This is a genomic window from Labrenzia sp. R5_0, assembly GCF_017743835.1.
Lineage (GTDB): Bacteria > Pseudomonadota > Alphaproteobacteria > Rhizobiales > Stappiaceae > Roseibium > Roseibium algicola.
On sequence record NZ_JAGHRK010000001.1, the window covers coordinates 875,856 to 894,096 of the forward strand.

Below are 18,241 nucleotides of genomic sequence, written 5' to 3' on the forward strand. Positions count from 1 at the left end.
TTGTTGCGAGCGTAAACACAGCTGCAGCAACTTTGTGACCTTCCGGGCGAATGCTGCCGGCAACGCAATTGATTCACGCCATTGCCCGAAATTTGAAGGCACCGGTAAGCGACGCGACAGTGCGTTGCTCTGTTTGTTTCTGCGGTTAGCCGCGAATTTACCAAGGCGAAAATGCGGCTAATTTGTGAACAGTTTTCTTTTGATGTTGTCCTGAGGTTTCCGTAGTGTGATTTTGAGTTGGGGGATCGGTGTAAGCGATGGCCTGAGAACATGTTTTGTGTGGATCTGGAATGTCGCGTTTATCGGAATTTTTTCGACCGTTTTTGAAGCCTCTTTTCGGAATACTCATCCTTTCCGGCGCCGGCAGTGTTGATCACGCGGCAGCATTTTCAGAAGAATTTCGGCAGTATCACCAGCAACTTATCCAATCTGGTGATGTGCGGGCGCTGGTCGATTTCGTATCCCAGCTCGAAAACGGCAGGAGCGCCGGTGATCGCCTGATCCTGGCGCAAGCCGAACAGAATGATGACTTGCTGACGCCCGCCGAAGACGCGGTTTCGGATGAGGCGATTCTGACGGACAGCAGTGACGACCTGCTGCCTTCCGATGACGGAAGCGATGATCTGCTGACCGCAGAGGAACCCGGTGCCGCCTCTGTTTCCGATGGTGACGATCTGCTGGCAGGTGATGATCCCAAGGCTGATGGAGATGACCTTCTGGCTGGCGATGACTTGCTTGCCGGGGATGATTTGCTTGAAGGTGATGACCTGCTTGCGGGCGACGGGGCCGATGTTTCCGGCGACGACCTTCTGGCCGGAGACGACGATCTTCTCTCCGATGATGACCTTCTGACAGTTGGCGATGATGACGACATTCTGAGCGGCGGCGGAACCGGGCTGACTGAAACCGTTGAAGGCAAGAAAAAAGAAGAAACGATCCGGCGAACAGCCAATGCGGAGCATGAAAAGCTCTTCCTGGAAAGCAAGTATCCCTCTGCAAACACCTGTGCGACCTGCCACCCTGGCCAGTATGAGCAATGGTCCGTGTCTCAGCATGCCTATGCGCAGCTGAGCCCGATCTACATGGCGATGCAGACCACCATCAACATGAAGACCAGCGCGACCAATGGCGACTTCTGCATTCGCTGTCACAACCCGGTCGGCATGAACATTGGCGAGTCGCTCTATGTCTCAAACCTGAAGCGCAATCCGACCTCACGGGAAGGCATCACCTGCGTTGCCTGCCACCGAGTCAGCCGGAACTACGGCAAGATCAGTGGCCGGTTCGCGCTGGAAGAGGGGGATGTGTTCTCGCCGGTCTATGGCCCCAAGGGCGGCGAGGAGCTGAAGCGCGTTCTGAACACGCCCGAGGAATACCGGGTTTCCCAAAGCAAGGATGATCCGGGACGCAGCATCCATACCGAGGCCAAGCCTTTCTTCGCGCTCACCAAACCAGGCTTTTGCGGCACCTGTCATGATGTGACGCTGTTCAACGGCTTCAAGCTGGAAGAGGCTTTTGCCGAATACAAGCGCTCGCCGGCCGCCAAGAGAGGCGAGACCTGCCAGGACTGCCATATGGGCAAGGTTCAGGGCGTTGCCTCCGGCTATGATTACGGCCCCGCCGCAATCGTTGGCGATGTCCCGACCCGTAACCGCAAACTGACCAACCACATGTTTGCAGGCCCTGATTACTCGATCATTCATCCGGGCATTTTCCCGCACAACGTCGAGGCGGCGGAGTTCAAGACGCTGGCTGAATGGCTGCAGTTCAATGTCGGTGCCGGTTGGGGAACGGACAAGTTCGAGGACAACGTCAAGGACGGCTACAAGTTTCCCGAAGCCTGGTCGTCCATCGATGATCGTTATGATGGCCGCGAGATCCTGGATACCCAGTTCGAGCGGCTGGAAAAGGCGCGTCAGGCACGGCTTCAGGTGCTGCGCAACGGCTTCAAGCTGAGCGACATCACCATTGTCGACAACACCAGCCGGGCTCTCAAGTTCTCCGTCGATGTCAGCAGCGGCACGGACGGACACGGTGTGCCGACCGGGTTTGACGCCGAACGGCTGATATTCCTTCAGGTGACGGTCAAGGACAGCAAGGGCAACACGGTTTATGTGTCCGGTGACCGGGACCCCAATGGCGACGTTCGCGATGCCCACTCGCTTTACGTTCATAATGGCGAGCTGAAGCTCGACAAGGACCTGTTCAGCCTGCAATCCAAGTTCGTGGTCCGCCTGCTGCGTGGCGGTGAACGCGAACAGGTGCTGGCGGTGAACACTTCGACGGACGTTCTGCCGCTCGTTCGGCCGGAACGCCGGGCAACCACCATCTACGGCAGGCCGCGCGGGGCCAGAAAGCACAAGCAGAACCTGGAGCCGGGGGCGAGCCGCACCGCGACCTATGCCGTTCCCGCCGAAAACCTGAAGCCGGGTGAACGCTATTCCATCTCGGTGAAGCTGATTTCACAGATGGTGCCGGTCAACCTGATCGCAGCCATTCAGGGAGCGGGCTTCGACTACGGCATGAGCCCGGCCGGTATCGCGCGCAAGGTGGTGCAGGGCAGCTCCGTGCTGTGGACGCGCAAGGCGAGTGTCGTGCTCAAATGAGGTATCAGGCAAGCAGAACTCGGGGACGGCGGTTCAGTGCGTGGGCAATCACGACGGTGGCTTCGGCTGCGCTTCTTCTGCAGGCCGGCGGGCAGGTATGGGCAGCGGGCAGTGCCTTGAGCGACGACCCAATTCCCATGGTCACGGAAGCGGAAGTCCGCAAGCATCAGGAAGAAAACAGCGGGCCTGCCCCCCTGATTGCCGGTGACCACCATTCAAGCGAATTGAGCACCGATGCAGTTCCGATCATAGCGGAAGATGAGGAGCCCGAACCGACGCCACCGATCTTCCAGCGCGGCGAGAAATTCCTCGCCAGCGGAAATCTTGCGCCCGGTATTGAATTGCCGACCGGGGCAATCTGGCAACCGGCGCTTTGGGTGTTCGGCGACGCGCGCACCGCAATTGGCCACTATGCCAACGGCGTTGAAGATCCGCGCCAGTTCTGGGCGAGCCGTATCGACATCTTTGCCAATCTGAAACTGACACCCACCGAGCGGATCCTCATCGGGTTTTCGCCCTTGACGGAAAAACGCCGGAACACGGGCATTCTCTATACGGATGAAGGCGGCGTTGAATATGTCAACGGGCTCAATCCCTATGTGACGACACTGTTCTTCGAGGGGGAGTTCGGCGAGATTTTCCCGAACCTCGATCCGGACGACAACCGCAATTTCGACTTCGGATTTTCCGTCGGCCGTCAGCCCCTGTTCTTTCAGGAAGGCATGATGATCAACGACAGTGTCGACGCGCTCGGCATCACGCGCGACACGATCGTCATTCCCGGCCTGACGCCGGATCTGAGGGCCACCGGCGTTTTCGGCTGGAACAATATCCGTCGCGGCGACAATGAACTCGACGACAGTGCCTTCCTTCTCGGCCTGTTCACCGAGGCCGATTTCCGCAAGAGCACGGCCAATCTGGATCTTGCCTATGTCATCAGCGATGAGGACGAGGGCGGAGACGGCTTCTATTTCGGGGCGTCCGCCGTACAGCGGTTCGGGCTTTACAATACGGCGTTCCGGATCAACACCTCGACCGCGATCGAAAAGCGAGGCCCGGCTGTCGACAACGGCGTGCTGATGTTTTCGGAAGTTTCGCGTACCGTGACGGCGTCCGAAAACGTCGTCTATGCCAATGCCTTCTGGGCTATCGGCAACTACACCTCCGCTGCCCGCGACAGCCTCACGGGTGGTCCTCTGGGTCAGGTTGGCATCCTGTTTGCCGCTCCGGCTGTTGGTCTGGGCGGGTCTGCACTTTCCAACCGGGCAGACAGCGTCTTCGGTGGATCTATCGGCCACCAGATGTTCTTCAACGAGGACAAGACACAGCTTGTTATGGAACTCGGTGGTCGCAAGGATACCGACGGCAGCGACGCCGGTGTGGTCGCATTCGGCGGCCAACTCTTGCATGCCCTCAACAACAGGAGCAGCATTCAGGTCGACGGGTTTGTTTCCGCCGGACAGGACCGGAAGGCGGGAACGGGACTGCGAATGGAACTGAGAACGAGGTTCTGATGAGAAACATCGGCTCATTTCTGGTCGGAAAGGCGGCCTGCTCATGATCCTGGCACTGCAAATCGGCGGTGGTACGATTGTTGCGCTCGCCCTGTTTCAGCTCTGCCTCGGGATTTATTCATCTCTGGCGGCCGTCTTTCGCGAAAGACGCCTGGACGCCAGGCACCTGCAGCATTTCAACGATCTGGCACAGGCTGCCCTGCGCAATGCGGAAGTCGACAGGCTCAAGTCTGGAACGACCTGGGCCGGCAAGCGCAAGTTCCGGATTGTCGAAAAGCGTGTCGAAAACAAATGCGGCGATATCTGCTCGTTCTATCTTCAGCCGCATGACGGAGGCGAGCTTCCACCGTTTCTGCCGGGCCAGTTCCTGACGTTCGAACTGCCGATTTCAGATCAGCCAGCACCTGTTATCCGGTGCTATTCCCTGTCCGACAGTCCCTCCCGCCTGGACCGGTACCGGGTCACGATCAAGAAACTGCCACCGCCGCCGGATGCCGGTGAAACCGTACCTGGCGGGCTATCCTCGACCTATTTCCATGCCAACCTCAAGGAAGGCGATGTCGTCGATGTGCAAGCGCCCAAGGGCGGTTTCGTATTGGACCTGCAATCGGAACGGCCGGTTGTCCTGATTGGTGGTGGTGTCGGCCTGACACCGGTGCTGTCCATGCTGAAAGCGCTTGACGATGCCGGCAGCCACCGCGAAGTGCATTTCTTCCACGCCGCGCGTAGCGGCGATGACATTGTGCTGTGCGACGAAATTCGGGAGATTGCCGAGCGGCGGAACAACGTCCATTACCGCGTGCTCTACAGCGCACCGACTGATGCTTGCGTTGAGGGACGGGATTACGATTGCCCGGGCTTCCTGACAGTTGATGTCCTGAAGCGGTATCTGACGTCTTCCAACTACGAGTTCTATGTTTGCGGCCCTCCGCAGATGATGTCTTCGTTGACGGAGCAGCTGCGCGATTGGGGTGTACCGGACAGCGATATCCACTTCGAGGCATTCGGGCCTGCGTCCGTCAAAACCGTCAAGTCACCGACAAGTTCACGGGAGGCGGCTGAAAGCGTGCAGGTGGAATTTTCGCGCTCCGGCAAGAAGGTTTCCTGGCACGAGCAGGACGGAACGCTGCTGGATCTGGCCGAACGCAACGGCATCCGGGTCGCTTCCGGCTGCCGGGCGGGCAACTGCGGAACCTGCGCAACAGCGCTCAAGGAAGGCGACGTGACCTATGTCACGCGGCCCGCCAGCAGCCCGGCGCAAGGGTCCGTGCTCATGTGTATCGCTTGCCCGGGAGGCAATGTCATTCTGGACGCCTGACGACGCGAGAGGGTGCCCATCATTTTTGGATCAAAGGATTGAGGGATTGGATATGGCTGGATTACTGAAGGGCTTGCGCCAGGCGGCGTCCTGCCTTGCCGTGTGCGCTGTCGGATATCTCGTGCTGGCCGGACTTGCCCCGGCTCAGGCCGACCCGAGCATGATTGTCGGACCGAACGAATGTGCGGAATGCCACAAGAAGGAAACCTCGATCTGGCAGAACACGCATCACTTCAGCACCTTCAGGGATCTGCCCAAGAGCGAGGATGCCGAAAAGATCGCCGCCAACATGGGCGTGAAGCGACTTAAGGCGGAAAGCCTCTGCACCAACTGTCACTTCACCATGCAGACGGTGGACGGCAAGGAAAAGGCGATTGCCGGCAATTCCTGCGAGTCCTGCCATGGTCCTGCCAAGGAATGGTACAAGGTGCACTCGGATTTCAGCGGCAAGAAGGAAGGTCAGGAAACCGAGGCGGAAATTGCCGCACGCTGGGAAAAGGCCGAGGCAGCCGGCATGATCCGGCCCAAGATGACCTACGCACTGGCGAAAAACTGTTTCAGCTGTCACCTGGTGCCGAACGAGGAACTGGTGAATGTCGGCGGTCACACGCCCGGCAGTGCCTTTGAACTGGTTAGCTGGAGCCAGGGCGAGGTGCGTCACAACACCTGGTACAACAAGGGCAAGTCCAACCCGGAAGCGTCCATCGAACGCAAGCGGATGCTGTTCCTCGTCGGGCGTATCGTCGAGCTGGAAACGGCACTGATCGGCGTCAGCAAGGCGACCGAGAAGAAAGACTACGCCGTGAAGATGGCCAAACGGGCAAGCAATGCCACGAAGGTCATGGCAAGTCTTGCCAAGCTGTTGCCCGAAGCGCCCGAACTGGGTGAGATCCAGGAAATCGCAAGTGGTGCCAAGCTCAAGCTGAACAACCAGGATGAGCTGACCGATGCCGCGGCAATGATCTCCGTGCTCGGCCTCAAGTTTGCCGACACCTACGACGGGACGACGTTCGCCGCGGTCGACAAGTACCTTCCGGGAGCCGACAAGTTCAAGGGACCCGTGACGCAGTAGGGAGCCGGACTGTTGGATCAGGAGCTTCGCGACGAGCGAAACCGGCGCTGGGACGAGCCATTCGGCAAGGAACCGCTGGACCGGGAGACGGTGGACCGTGTCCTGGCCCTGCCGGCGTTTGCCGACGTCAATCCGGCCGACTTTCCCTCGTGGCTGCCGGTTGCAAGCGTCATTGCGAATGATGGCCGGATCAGGACCTTTCAAAAGGGCGAAACTGTCCTGCGCAAGGGGGACTATGGAAGTTCGCTGTTCATCATTCTGTCCGGATCCGTGTTCGGCCTGACTGCGTCTGCGCCGACCGCCGGCTCGGGTCGCAAGCAACAGAAATCCTGGCGCAGGTCGCTTGCGCAACTGTTCGCGCGCAAGCGTCCGCCAGAGTACCGCCCTGCGCGGCGGCGGTCTCGCAGACCTTCGTCCGCGGCCGCTTCAATCAATGAAGTCACACGAGCAAATACGGTGGAAGCTGCCCTGCGTGTCGACGCGGACGAGCTGATTGCGAAGCACGAGACTTTCCTGCTGGAAGCCCCGCAGATGTTTGGCGAGCTGGCCGCCCTGACCCGAAGCCCGAGGCGCGCGACCATCTATGCCCTTGAGGACGACACTGTCCTGTTCGAGCTGCGCTGGCAGGGGCTGCGCGAAATTCGAGACTGGTCGGATGGCTTCCGCAAGCAGATCGACCAGCTTTACCATGAACGCGGTTTGCTGACCCGGTTGCAGGAATGCCCGGTCTTTGCCCATGTCGACAGCACAGCGCTGGCGGAAATCGCAGAAGAGGCCCTGTTCGAAACCTATGGCAATTTCAACTGGACCCATCGGTTCAAGACTGAAATTTCCAAGGAAGATGGGGCGCAGCACATCATCCAGCAGGAGCCGGTGATTTGTGAACAGGGCAGTCACGTCGACGGTTTGTTGCTGATCAACAGTGGCTTTGCCCGGGTCAGCGAACGGATCGATCACGGTGACAGGACCATTGGCCATCTGTCGAAAAACGACGTTTTCGGACTGGATGCGATTGCGGCGTTTGCGCGGGACAAGGTTTCTCCGGTTCTGGATACGAGCCTGCGCGCCATCGGCTATGTCGACGTCATCCGCATTCCGACGCATCTGGTCCAGAAACATGTATTGCCGGGGCTCGATCCTTCCTTCCTGCGGCAGGGCAGACCGGATGATCGTGACGGCACGCGCGGGGAACTGCGCCAGGGCATGATGGACTTCCTCGTCGATCACCGTTTCATCAACGGTGAGGAAGCCATGCTGATCAACCTGGAGCGCTGTGTCGGCTGTGACGATTGCGTGCGCGCCTGCGCGACCGCCCACGACAACAACCCCCGCTTCGTTCGGCAGGGGAGCCGGTTCGAGAACGCGATGATCGCGAGCGCCTGCATGCATTGCACCGATCCGGTTTGCCTGATCGGCTGTCCAACCGGCGCCATTCACAGGGCCGAGGACAGCGGGACTGTCGTCATTGACGACAACACCTGCATCGGCTGTGCGACCTGCGCCAATTCCTGTCCATACAGCAATATCCGGATGGTCGAGATCCGTGACGAGAACGGGCAGTTCGTGACGGATCGCGAAGGGCAGCCCATCAGCCGGGCAACCAAATGCGATCTGTGCGCCGATCAGCTGACGGGCCCAGCCTGTGTCCAGTCCTGTCCGCATGACGCGCTTGCGCGCGTCAACATGCGCGACACCGAAAGACTGCTGGAGTGGCTGAAATGAGCTGGCTCCTCAATCGCAACATCCTGTTGAAGCTTGGTGCGGCCGCTGTTTTGCTCGCGGTTTTCATGACCGTAAACCAGGCTTACCGGATCTCGTTGCGCGACAGCCAGTTCCTCAACGGTTGGGTTCTGGTGGCGGTCATGGCCGGCATGCTGCTGCTGACGTTTCGCAAGCAGTTGAGCACGTTGCCGCTCGGGCGCGTGCGCCATTGGTTGCAGGTGCATTATTACCTCGGGTTCCTGACCATCGGCGTCTTTCTGGTGCATACGCATCTGCGGTTTCCGAATGCGCCGCTGGAATGGCTCTTGTGGATCCTGTTCGTGCTGGTTTCGGCAAGTGGCTGTGTCGGCGGTTTTCTGGCCCGGATCGTTCCAGTGCGCCTGGAAGGCAGAGGTGACCGGGTCCTGTTCGAGCGCATTCCCGTGTTGCGCGCGCAAATCGCGGACGAAGCGGAAACTCTGGCGCTGGCGTCGTTGGAAGACGGCAGTTCCGTCAGCCTTGCCAATGTCTACCAGCGGGAGCTCGGCCGGTTCTTTGCGCGGCCGCGGTATGTATTCGCGCATCTGCGCCAGTCGAGCCTGCCGATTTCGCGGATCATGGGCGAGTTGCAATCGATCGAGCGGTATCTGGACGACAAGGGCAAGGAGCGTCTGGAACGGATGCGCCTGCTGGTGCGCGCCAAGAACGACCTTGATTTCCAGTATGCCAACGGCGGATTGCTGAAACTCTGGCTGTTTGTGCATGTACCGCCAACGTATGCCCTGATCCTGGCAATCCTGGCGCATGTCGTTGTTGCCTATGCCTTTTCGAGCGGAATTGCCTGACCATGAGCCTGTTACGCAGAATTGGTGTTCAGGAACGCCGCTATGAACGGCCGCAGGACGACTGGGTCTGCGGACATCTTGCCGACGGGTGTCCGTGTCGTCTGGGACCGGACCGGAAAGGAAACTGCAGGGCGGGGCCTGCCTGCCAGCCTGTACAGGACGGTGACCGCTGGATTTGCCGGCGCTCGAGCCAGGAAGGCGGACCTTGCGAAGATGGTCCGCTGCCGGACGGAAGCTGCTGTCTGAACCAGGAACCCTGCGTGCCGAAGCCGAGCCTGCGCAAGCGCAGGCGGCGGGCAGCTGTCTGGCTCACGGCGCTGACTGCCGGGCTCGTGGCGATCATTCTCTCCGGCGGAGTGGCAAAGAACTATCTGATGCCGGGCCGGCTTGCAGCCCAGCACGCCAACCTGACAGATTGCCAGTCGTGCCACGCCGACGCACGTCCGCAAGGCCTTGGCTGGCTTCATGGCCTTGCCGCGACAGCTGCAGGACCGAAACAGACAGCAGCGCTTTGCACCACCTGTCACGACGTTGGTTCGCAGCCGTTCACGGCACATACGACGCCGGTTGAACAGCTCCGGCAGATGACACTTGCCCGCACGGCGGAAGTCGGCACCGGGCGTGATCAGAGCTGGACAAACCGCATCAAGTTCTCACTGCCGATGGCAGGGCAGACGCAAGGTAGCGCTGATGCCGGGTCGCAGAACATCTATTGTGCCACCTGTCACCAGGAGCACCAGGGAAGCCTGGGCAAACTGACCGAAGTTTCCAATGACAGGTGCCAGACCTGCCATGTCGAGAAGTTCGGGCGTTTCGAGGACAGTCATCCGCAATTCGCAGGCTATCCCTTTTACCAGCGCACCAGCATCATTTTTGACCACAAGTCGCATTTCGGAAAGCACTTCCCGGATACCGCCGAGAAGCCCGATGGTGCCGGCAAGGTTCCGGCCATGTGCGAGACCTGCCATGAGGCGGGGAACGATGGCCGCTATATGGCAGTTCGAGATTTCGAAGGCATGTGCGCGACCTGTCACAGTGGCGACATTCTCGGCCAGACCATCGTGAGCGGACCGAAGGGCACGAATTTCCTCTCTGTTCCGGGCCTGGACGTCGAAACGCTTGCGGAACGGGGGATCGACGTCGGGTCCTGGCCGGAAAGGTCCGAGGCAGGAATTACGCCCTTCATGCGGGCGCTTCTGGCGCTGGTGCTGGACGGCCGGGATATCGTGGGAGAAGTGTCGGACCTGGATCTTCTGGATCTGCGGGAGGCTGATGAGGACGCTTTGGCAAGGGTCCAAACGCTGGCCTGGGCGGTGAAGCAGTTGCTCGCGAATATCGAGCGTGATGGCCTTCCTGCCGCCATGGGCGCCGGGGCAGCGGACAGCGAAACCATGACGGACCATAGGCAAATGGCGCTGATGGTCGGTGTGATGCCACACGACGTGATCGCCGCCGCCAACCGGGAATGGTTGCCGGATCTCGCTGAGGACCTAGCCCGCCACGCCGACGGAACGCCAACCCGCGCGTTCGAGGAAGCCCGGCAGGAGGTTGAAGAGAACGAAGCGGTACAAACCGAAGAGGCCGCGCCGGACACCCTTTCCGGGGTGGACGACAGCGATATTCTGGCCGGGACAGACGATGCCGCCAGCGAAGGCCATGGTACGGATAGCCTCATCCTCGGTGGCGGAGCGGATGATGGCGCAGAGCTGGCTTCCGAGGACCTGTTGCTGGCGCCTGCAGGAGCCGATGACGCATTGGCCGGCAAGACAGATACCGACGATGACATTCTTGCAGACGAAGGCTCGTTGGTTGAAGACGGTCCTGCCATAGCGGATGACTCAGGCTCCGACGTGTCGGACGGCTTGGACATCCTGGCGGAGGACGACGCTTCGAGCGGTTCCGATGGGGACGCTCTTCTCGGCCAACCCGCGGGCGGAGAGGAAATACTTGCCGGTGACGATATTCTTGCCGGTGAGGACATCCTTGCAGCAGACGAAGGCGGAACGGGCCTGTTGAGCGATGCGGCCGAACCTGTCGACACATCGACTTCAACTGACAACCCCTCTGCGCAAACCCGGGAGGAACCATTCGATCCGGAAAACTGGGCTCTTTACGGCGGCTGGTACCGGCAGGACCATACGATCCGGTATCGCCCGACGGGACATGAAGACCCCTTCCTGAAAACATGGCTCGATTATTCGAGCCATGCGGCAACGGATCAGGAAAAGGCCCTGCGGGATCCCGTATTTGCCTCGCTCAGTGACCCGGGCGCGGTGGGACGCTGTACCAAGTGCCACAGCGTCGACACGGCTGGCGTTGAAAAGGCCGTGCGCTGGCACCCCTTCGATCCCGCTCAGGTGACGACACGTTTCACGCGCTTTTCTCACGACCCGCACATCAGCGCAGTTGGAACGGAAGGATGCGTGACGTGCCACGCGCTCACCACGGGGGCGGACACCTATCTGAAGAGCTACGAGCAAGGTGACCCTGCCATCCACGCACCGAACTTCACCCCTATTGACAAGGCCACTTGCGCGACCTGCCACACGGAACGTGCGGCTGGAGAAGAATGCACGCTTTGCCACCAGTATCACACGGGCGGGTTCAGCCTGCCGCTGGTCAGAACCGAGGTGCCCAAGGAATAGCAGTTCGCAAGGCTGCCCCGCAGGCAATCGTCAAGTCGCAGGTGTCAGTCGAAAGCGATGGCGTATTTGCCGCGCCCCAGGCCGGCGTCGAGTGAGACGGACTTCAGGTAGTCTTCTTTGGCCTGGTCGCGTTGGCCCAGTCGCAGCCTCAAGTTCGCACGGCTGTAATAGGCCTTGGCAAATCCGTCGCTGTGGGCGATCGCAGAGTTGAAGTCGTCTTCGGCCTTGTTCAGATGACCGGCGGCAAGATGAGCCTTGCCGCGATTGTAAAGGGCAAGGGGGTGGTTGGCGACAAGCTTCAGGACCACGTCGTAATCGGCAATCGCCGCGGAATAATTTTCAAGTTGAGCCTGGGCGAAACCACGGTTGAAACGCGCAGCGGCGTAATTGGTATTGATCGCCAGGGCCTTGTCGTAGTCGGCTATCGCTTCCCGGTATTGGTCAAGCTTGCGCTTGGCGTATCCACGGTTGTTGTAGGCTGCTGCATATCCGGGCCGCATCTTCAGAGCGACATCATAATTGGCGATGGCAGCGCCATAATCGCCCATCATGCGGTAGACCAGCCCTCTGTTGTTGTAGGCTTCCGGAAACTCGGGGCGAAGCCGGATGGCAACAGTGTAGCGAAGCAGCGCGGCTGAATAATCTTTCGACTTCGCCAGTGCCAGTCCTCGATTGTAGTAGGTATTGGCAAGTCGGCGTTGCAATGGCGCTTCGATCAGGCGGAAGTCCTGACAAGCCGTCTGAAAATCCTGCGTCTGGTCCAGGGTAAAGTCGACGTCCGGCCCTTTGCCCTGTTTCCAGTCCGATGCCTTGTGCCCGGTGATCGAATAAACGTAATTGCGGGTTTCATCGGGAAGGCGCCCGCGCCCACGGCGCCAGTTGTCGACACGGTCTTCCCCGGCATTATAGGCCGCGGCCGCCAGCCCAAGGTTGCCGTAACCTTTAAAAAGATATCCCAGCAAGCGGGAAGAAGCTTCAATGGCTTCCACTGGCTCGAATGAGTTTTCAAGGCCCCAGTTGGCGGCCGTGTAAGGCATGAACTGGGCAATGCCTTCCGCACCGGCCGGGCTGATCGCATTGGGGTCGAAACGGCTTTCCTTCCAAATCAACTTGGCGAAGAAACCCGGTGGCAGGCCCTGTTTGTTCGCCGCCGCCTCGATAGTGCTGCACATCTGCTGCAGGAAGGCAGCCTCGTCCAGGACCGTGTAAAACGGTCCATGTTCCTTGCGCACTGTCTCGGCTGCCGCCCGGGCGGCAAGAACAGGTGCCATGATGACCGTTTCCGCAGGCTCGGCTGCGTAGGAAGACCCGAAACCGGAAAGGCATGCTGTGCCGGCAATCGCAAGGAGGAAAAACTGTCGAAGTGCCTTGGTCAACGCAGGTCCGTCAATCGGGTGAAAGGCGCACGTCATGTGCGGCGGCAATCATAGCTTCCCCGGCAAGCCAGCTCAATGTCTGCACTGAAGGCTGCAAACGTGTCGAAAACCTGTGTCAGGCAGGGGCTGACAACAGGTTCTGCGCAAGTGCCGGAAGGTCCTTGAAGCTCGAAAAGGACACAGCATGCGGAATTTCGGAAATGGGACGTTTGCGGTAGCCTTCGGTGAACAGTGCAAAGGGCATGCCCGCATTGACAGCCGTTTCGGCATCGACCTCGCTGTCGCCGACATAAACGACCGGACCGCCACCGAGGGACGATTGCAGGTAATGCAGCCCGGCCGGGTCCGGTTTGCGCTCCGTCAGGCTGTCTCCGCCAACCAGGCCCTGGAAATAACGCGACAAACCCAGGTCCTCGATAATCTTCTCGGCGGGCCGCTGCGGTTTGTTGGTGCAGATCGCCAACGTGTGTCCGGACTGCAGCAAGTGGTTGAGCGTGGCTTCGACGTCAGGGTAGGGGGTCGTCAGATCGGTCGCATGCGCCTGGTAATCCTCCAGGAAGCTCGAAATGAGACGTGTGCGATCTCGCGTCTGCAGGCCGGTGGCATCGATGATACGGTCAACCAGCGTCGGAATACCGTTGCCGATGAAGGAGCGGATGGTTTCAAGCGGTAGCGCCGACAGGCCTTCGCCTTCCAGAAGGCGGCATGCCGCTGCATGAAGATCCTGGGCGCTGTCGATCAGCGTGCCATCGAGGTCGAAAATCAGAATCGGATTCATGCAGCCTTCCATTTGATGGAGCATCCCATGGACGGGATCTGGTCTTCCGGTCCCTTGCCAGTTTCTGCAATCTGTCGCATCGCTTCGAACAGATCACGCCGAAGGTCTGCTGGCCCCGTCTCCCTGCGGGAGGCATCAAGTCGCCCACGGTACTGAAGTTCCAGCGCTGAATTGAAGCCGAAGAAATCCGGTGTGCAGACCGCGTCATAGGCGCGGGCGACAGACTGGTTTTCGTCAAAGAGGTAAGGGAAAGGGAAGTTTTCCCGCTGTGCAAGTTCTGTCATTTTCTCAAAACTGTCTTCGGGATAGCTCTCGACGTCATTGGCACTGATTGCAGCAACACCGATGCCAATCGCCTGCAGGTCACGGGCATCGCGCAGGATCCTGTCACGGACGGCAACCACATAGGGACAATGGTTGCAGATGAACATGATCAGCGTGCCCTTGGGGCCGGCAATGTCTGAAAGCTTGTAGGTCTTGCCGTCGGTCGCGGGCAATTCGAAATCGGGTGCTTTCCAGCCAAAATCGCAAACAGGCGGAATGGCGGCCATCGTGTCGTCTCCCCTTGGAATGATGCGCTTTGTCAAAAGGATAGAGTAGGTCACCCCATGGAAGAAATGAAGTGACCGGATGGAGGAAAATCGCCAACAGCAAATGGCCGGAGCGCCAGCATCCGGCAAGATGGCAAGCGGTGAAAGAAATAATCAACGACCGGTAAAGCGCACTAGCTCGGCCCCAGGCGAACGAAGACGCATTCCACGGGCCAACCGGACTTGTGGCATCGGCCCGGCATTCCGGACCGGTGCCGGGCTATTGTTTCAGAGCCAGGCCTGTTTCGGATCGGGCAGCGGAATTGCGTCGAGCAGAGTGCGTGTGTAGTCCGCTTTCGGATTGGCGAAGAGTTCCGCCGTTTCGGAGTTTTCGACAATCTCGCCCTTGTAGAGCACCAGGATGCGGGTACACAGCCGCCGGATCACTGAGAGATCATGACTGATGAAGGCCAGGGTGAGACCGAGGTCCTTGACGAGGCTCTCAAGCAGGTTGAGGACCTGGGCCTGGGAGGACACATCGAGCCCGGACACGATCTCGTCGGCCAGGATGAAGTCGGGTTTCAGGGCGATTGCCCTTGCTATCCCGACGCGCTGGCGTTGACCGCCGGACAACTCGTGTGGATAGCGGGTCGCGAAATGCCGGGGCAGGCCAACCATGTCGAGTGCTTCGTCGACCCGGCCCTTGATGTTGTCGAGTCCCTGAAGGCGCAGTGGCCCGGCAATGATACCGCCAACACGCCGGCGAGGATTGAGTGAAGACATCGGGTCCTGAAAGATCATCTGGAAGCGCCGGCGCAGGGGCCGCAGGCTGTCCTCATGAAGATGGGTGATGTCGGTGCCTTCAAACCGGATCGCACCACTGTCCGGTTCGATCAGGCGGATCAGTGCCCTGCCGAGCGTGGATTTGCCTGATCCGGACCCTCCGACAATGCCGAGGACTTCGCCCTTGGGAATATCGAAGGATAGCCCTTTCAGTACGTCGATCCGCGGTGCCGCTCCCAGAAGCGGTTTGCGGGACATGTCCGGAAAGGAGACGTGCAGGTCTTTCAGCTCGTAGATGATATCGCTCATGGCCGGGCTCCTGCCTTCAATTGTGCGTCGAAGGCAGCCACTTCAGCTTCCACCGCTTTCGTCACGCCTTCCGGTACAGGTGTCAGTGAGCCTTGCGGGTCTGTGTATTTCGGCGTTGCCGCGAGCAGGGCCTTCGAATAGGCGTGCGAAGGCGCGGCAAAGAAGTTCTCGACGGAGGTTTCTTCAATCACCTTGCCCGCATAGAGCACTGTCAGTGACTGGGCTATCTTCGAGACGACACCCAGATCGTGGGTGACGAACAGCAGAGCGGTGCCGTGGCGCTGCTGCATTTCGCGGATCAGCTTGAGGATCTGCTTTTGAACGGTCACGTCGAGCGCTGTCGTCGGCTCGTCGGCGATGATCAGCTTCGGTTCGGCGGCAAAGGCGGACGCAATCAGGATACGCTGGCGCATGCCGCCGGACAGTTCGTGCGGATAGGCCTTCATCACCCGTTGCGGTGACTGGATGTGGACCTCTTCCAACAGCTCCAACGCCCGTTTCTCGGCATCCGGGCGTTTCCAGCCGAGAATATCCACCAGCCTGTCCGTGATCTGCGGCCCGACACGGCGGGATGGATTGAGCGCGGTGAGCGGGTCCTGTGGTATCAGGGCCGCGCGGGCGCCAATCCGCTGGCGTCTTGCCTTTTGGGAGAGCGTCTGCAGGTCTTCCCCGTCGAGCAGGATCTTGCCCCCGGTCAACCTTGCGGCCTTCGGCAGAATGCCGAGAACAGCCTTGCCGATCATGCTCTTGCCTGCGCCACTTTCCCCGACAAGTGCACGCACCTCACCAGGCTCCACATCAAGCGAGACATGCCGGAGCAGCGGCATGCCGTTCTTCAGCTGGACCGTCAGGTCCTGAATGGACAAAAAGCTCATCGCAGCACCGGATCGAAATGGTCCTTCAGGCCTTCGCCGAGCTGGGAAAAGCTCAGCACCGTCAGGAAAAGCGCGAACAAGGGAAACACGAGAACCCACCAGGCCTGATAGATCGAGGTACGGCCTTCGGCAATCATGCCGCCCCATGTCGGTTGGTCCGTGGAAATGGACAGGTTCACGAAGGACAGGATCGCTTCGACGATCACCGCGATACCCATTTCCAGCGTCAAGAGGGCGACGATGGTCGGCAGGACGTTCGGCAGGATCTCGGTCAGGGCGGTGCCGAAACGGGTGCGGCCGGCAACCTGCGCCGAAGCTACATAGTCCATCGCTCCCTGGCTCATCGCTTCAGCCCGGACAACACGCGCAAACCGGGTCCAGTCAATGACGACAATGGCAATGATGACGGACATCAGTCCGGTTCCCAGAACCGCAATCAGCAGGATTGCAAAGAGAACCGGAGGGAAGGCCATCCAGATGTCGATGAAGCGCGAGATCACCAGATCCGCCCAGCCCCGGTAGAACCCTGCGATCAGGCCAAGCGTTGCGCCGATAAGACAGGTAAGCGTCCCGGCGACCAGCGCCACGATCAGCGCAAGTCTTGCGCCATAGAGCATGCGGCTGAGCACGTCGCGGCCGAGGCTGTCGGTTCCCAGCAAATAGGCCGGATCGGCACCTAGTTCGAAGAAGGGCGGCAGGCGTCCGGCGAACAGGTCTTGCGCCAGCGGGTCATGCGGGCTGATCAGGGGGGCGAAGACGGCTGCCAGCACCAGGAAGGTGAGCCAGCCGCCACTGAGCCAGAGCCGAAGGCCAGGCAGGCGACGGATATGTCCTCGGGCGTCACGCATGGCGCAGCCTCGGGTTCAGGGCGGCATAGGCCATGTCCACCACCAGATTGACCATCGTGAAGAGCAGGGCAAAAATCAGGACGATGCCCTGGATCAAAGGCAGGTCTCGGTTGATCACCGCGTCGATCGCCATGTTGCCGAGACCTTCATAGGAAAATAGACGCTCGATGATGACCGTACCGCCTATGAGGAAGGTGAACTGCACGCCGATCAGCGTCAGCGTGGGCAGGATCGCGTTCGGCAAGGCATCACGCAGGATGATCGAGCTTTCCGAATAGCCCTTTGTGCGGGCCAGGGTGATGTAGTCGTCGTGCATGCATTCCTTCAGGGATTGCTTGAGGAGCTGCAGGATAATGGCCGCCAGCGGGATTGCCAGTGCGAGCGCCGGCATGAGCATGTGCCCCATGAGATCCAGAACCACATCGAACCGGAACCGGGCGAGCGCTTCGAAGAGATAGAAGTTGGAGCTGAACTCGAACCCGAGCGAAGGCGATATCCGGCCGGAAATGTGAAACAGCGGCCACAGCACGCCGAAGAGCAGGATCAGCGCTAACCCCCAAAGGAAATCCGGCAGGGACAGCGCAATGCCGCCGGCAACGTCGATCCCGCCTTCCACCTTGGAACCGCGGTAGAGCGTTGCAGTGAGAGCGGCAGCACCTCCGATGATGACGGCGATCAGCAAGGCCATGACCGAGAGTTCCAGCGTGGCCGGCAAACGGCCTATCACCAGGTCGTAGACCGGCTGGCGCAGGGTGATGGACGTGCCGAAATCACCCTGGATCACGTTGGAGATCCAGATCACGAACTGTTCGAAGATGCTCTTGTCGAGCCCGTAAAGCGCTTTCAGCCGGTCAATGTCGGCATCTGTCGCCCCGGGCGGCAGCATCATGGCGATGGGGTTGCCAGGGACGACCCGGATGACCACGAACACGATGATCGCGGCCCCAAGCAGGGTGATAAGCGTTGTGATGAGGCGCGTCAGCAGCGCGCGCACGATTTGCATGACGGTATTTGGCCCAAAAATCGGAAAAAGTCGCCGCA

The 18,241-nt window shown here is 59.9% G+C and carries 14 protein-coding genes; 7 read left to right on the forward strand and 7 right to left on the reverse strand.

The annotated features are described in order from the left end of the window. Positions 1–290 precede the first annotated feature (290 nt). The 7 genes from J7447_RS04090 to J7447_RS04120 all read left to right on the forward strand — a co-directional run bounded on the left by J7447_RS04090 (position 291) and on the right by J7447_RS04120 (position 11,701). Entirely contained in the window at positions 291–2,606 is a 2,316-nt protein-coding gene (locus J7447_RS04090; RefSeq protein WP_209168837.1) for a multiheme c-type cytochrome, read from the forward strand. Between the two features lie 116 nt (positions 2,607–2,722). After that, positions 2,723–4,120 carry a hypothetical protein gene (locus J7447_RS04095; protein ID WP_209168839.1) on the forward strand — a complete coding sequence of 466 codons (1,398 nt, stop codon included), beginning with the start codon at positions 2,723–2,725 and terminating at the stop codon, positions 4,118–4,120. 43 nt (positions 4,121–4,163) lie between these two features. Then, the gene (locus J7447_RS04100) at positions 4,164–5,438 is read left to right on the forward strand and encodes a 2Fe-2S iron-sulfur cluster-binding protein (RefSeq protein WP_209168842.1); all 1,275 of its coding nucleotides are present in this window, start codon (positions 4,164–4,166) and stop codon (positions 5,436–5,438) included. Between the two features lie 52 nt (positions 5,439–5,490). Further along, positions 5,491–6,510 (forward strand): cytochrome c family protein, encoded by a 1,020-nt coding sequence (locus J7447_RS04105; RefSeq protein WP_209168844.1) that lies wholly within the window; start codon positions 5,491–5,493, stop codon positions 6,508–6,510. 12 nt (positions 6,511–6,522) lie between these two features. Further along, positions 6,523–8,232 carry a 4Fe-4S dicluster domain-containing protein gene (locus J7447_RS04110; protein WP_022997722.1) on the forward strand — a complete coding sequence of 570 codons (1,710 nt, stop codon included), beginning with the start codon at positions 6,523–6,525 and terminating at the stop codon, positions 8,230–8,232. Next, on the forward strand, positions 8,229–9,056 hold the full coding sequence (locus J7447_RS04115; RefSeq protein ID WP_209168846.1) for a hypothetical protein: 828 nt from the start codon (positions 8,229–8,231) through the stop codon (positions 9,054–9,056). The genes J7447_RS04110 and J7447_RS04115 overlap by 4 nt, the downstream gene beginning before the upstream one ends. 260 nt (positions 9,057–9,316) lie before the next feature. Continuing rightward, on the forward strand, positions 9,317–11,701 hold the full coding sequence (locus tag J7447_RS04120) for a hypothetical protein (protein WP_209168848.1): 2,385 nt from the start codon (positions 9,317–9,319) through the stop codon (positions 11,699–11,701). A gap of 44 nt (positions 11,702–11,745) precedes the next feature. Here the strand turns inward: J7447_RS04120 and J7447_RS04125 are convergent, their stop codons facing one another. The 7 genes from J7447_RS04125 to J7447_RS04155 form a co-directional block, all read right to left on the reverse strand. Further along, the gene (locus tag J7447_RS04125; RefSeq protein WP_209168850.1) at positions 11,746–13,077 is read right to left on the reverse strand and encodes a tetratricopeptide repeat protein; all 1,332 of its coding nucleotides are present in this window, start codon (positions 13,075–13,077) and stop codon (positions 11,746–11,748) included. A gap of 115 nt (positions 13,078–13,192) precedes the next feature. Next, positions 13,193–13,855 carry a phosphoglycolate phosphatase gene (gene gph, locus J7447_RS04130; protein WP_209168852.1) on the reverse strand — a complete coding sequence of 221 codons (663 nt, stop codon included), beginning with the start codon at positions 13,853–13,855 and terminating at the stop codon, positions 13,193–13,195. Beyond that, positions 13,852–14,406: a thioredoxin family protein gene (locus J7447_RS04135; protein WP_209168854.1), complete on the reverse strand. Its 555-nt coding sequence runs from the start codon at positions 14,404–14,406 to the stop codon at positions 13,852–13,854. The genes gph and J7447_RS04135 overlap by 4 nt, the downstream gene beginning before the upstream one ends. A gap of 267 nt (positions 14,407–14,673) precedes the next feature. Continuing rightward, positions 14,674–15,477, reverse strand: coding sequence for an ATP-binding cassette domain-containing protein (locus J7447_RS04140; RefSeq protein ID WP_055659058.1), 804 nt, complete (start codon positions 15,475–15,477; stop codon positions 14,674–14,676). Beyond that, positions 15,474–16,352, reverse strand: a complete 879-nt coding sequence (locus J7447_RS04145) for an ABC transporter ATP-binding protein (protein WP_209168856.1) — start codon at positions 16,350–16,352, stop codon at positions 15,474–15,476. Before J7447_RS04145 ends, J7447_RS04140 begins: the two co-directional genes overlap by 4 nt. Next, complete coding sequence (locus J7447_RS04150; protein ID WP_209168858.1) at positions 16,349–17,200, reverse strand: ABC transporter permease; 852 nt, start codon at positions 17,198–17,200, stop codon at positions 16,349–16,351. Before J7447_RS04150 ends, J7447_RS04145 begins: the two co-directional genes overlap by 4 nt. After that, a complete protein-coding gene (locus tag J7447_RS04155; protein WP_022997712.1) occupies positions 17,193–18,203 on the reverse strand; it encodes an ABC transporter permease in 1,011 nt (336 codons plus the stop codon). Before J7447_RS04155 ends, J7447_RS04150 begins: the two co-directional genes overlap by 8 nt. Positions 18,204–18,241 lie beyond the last annotated feature (38 nt).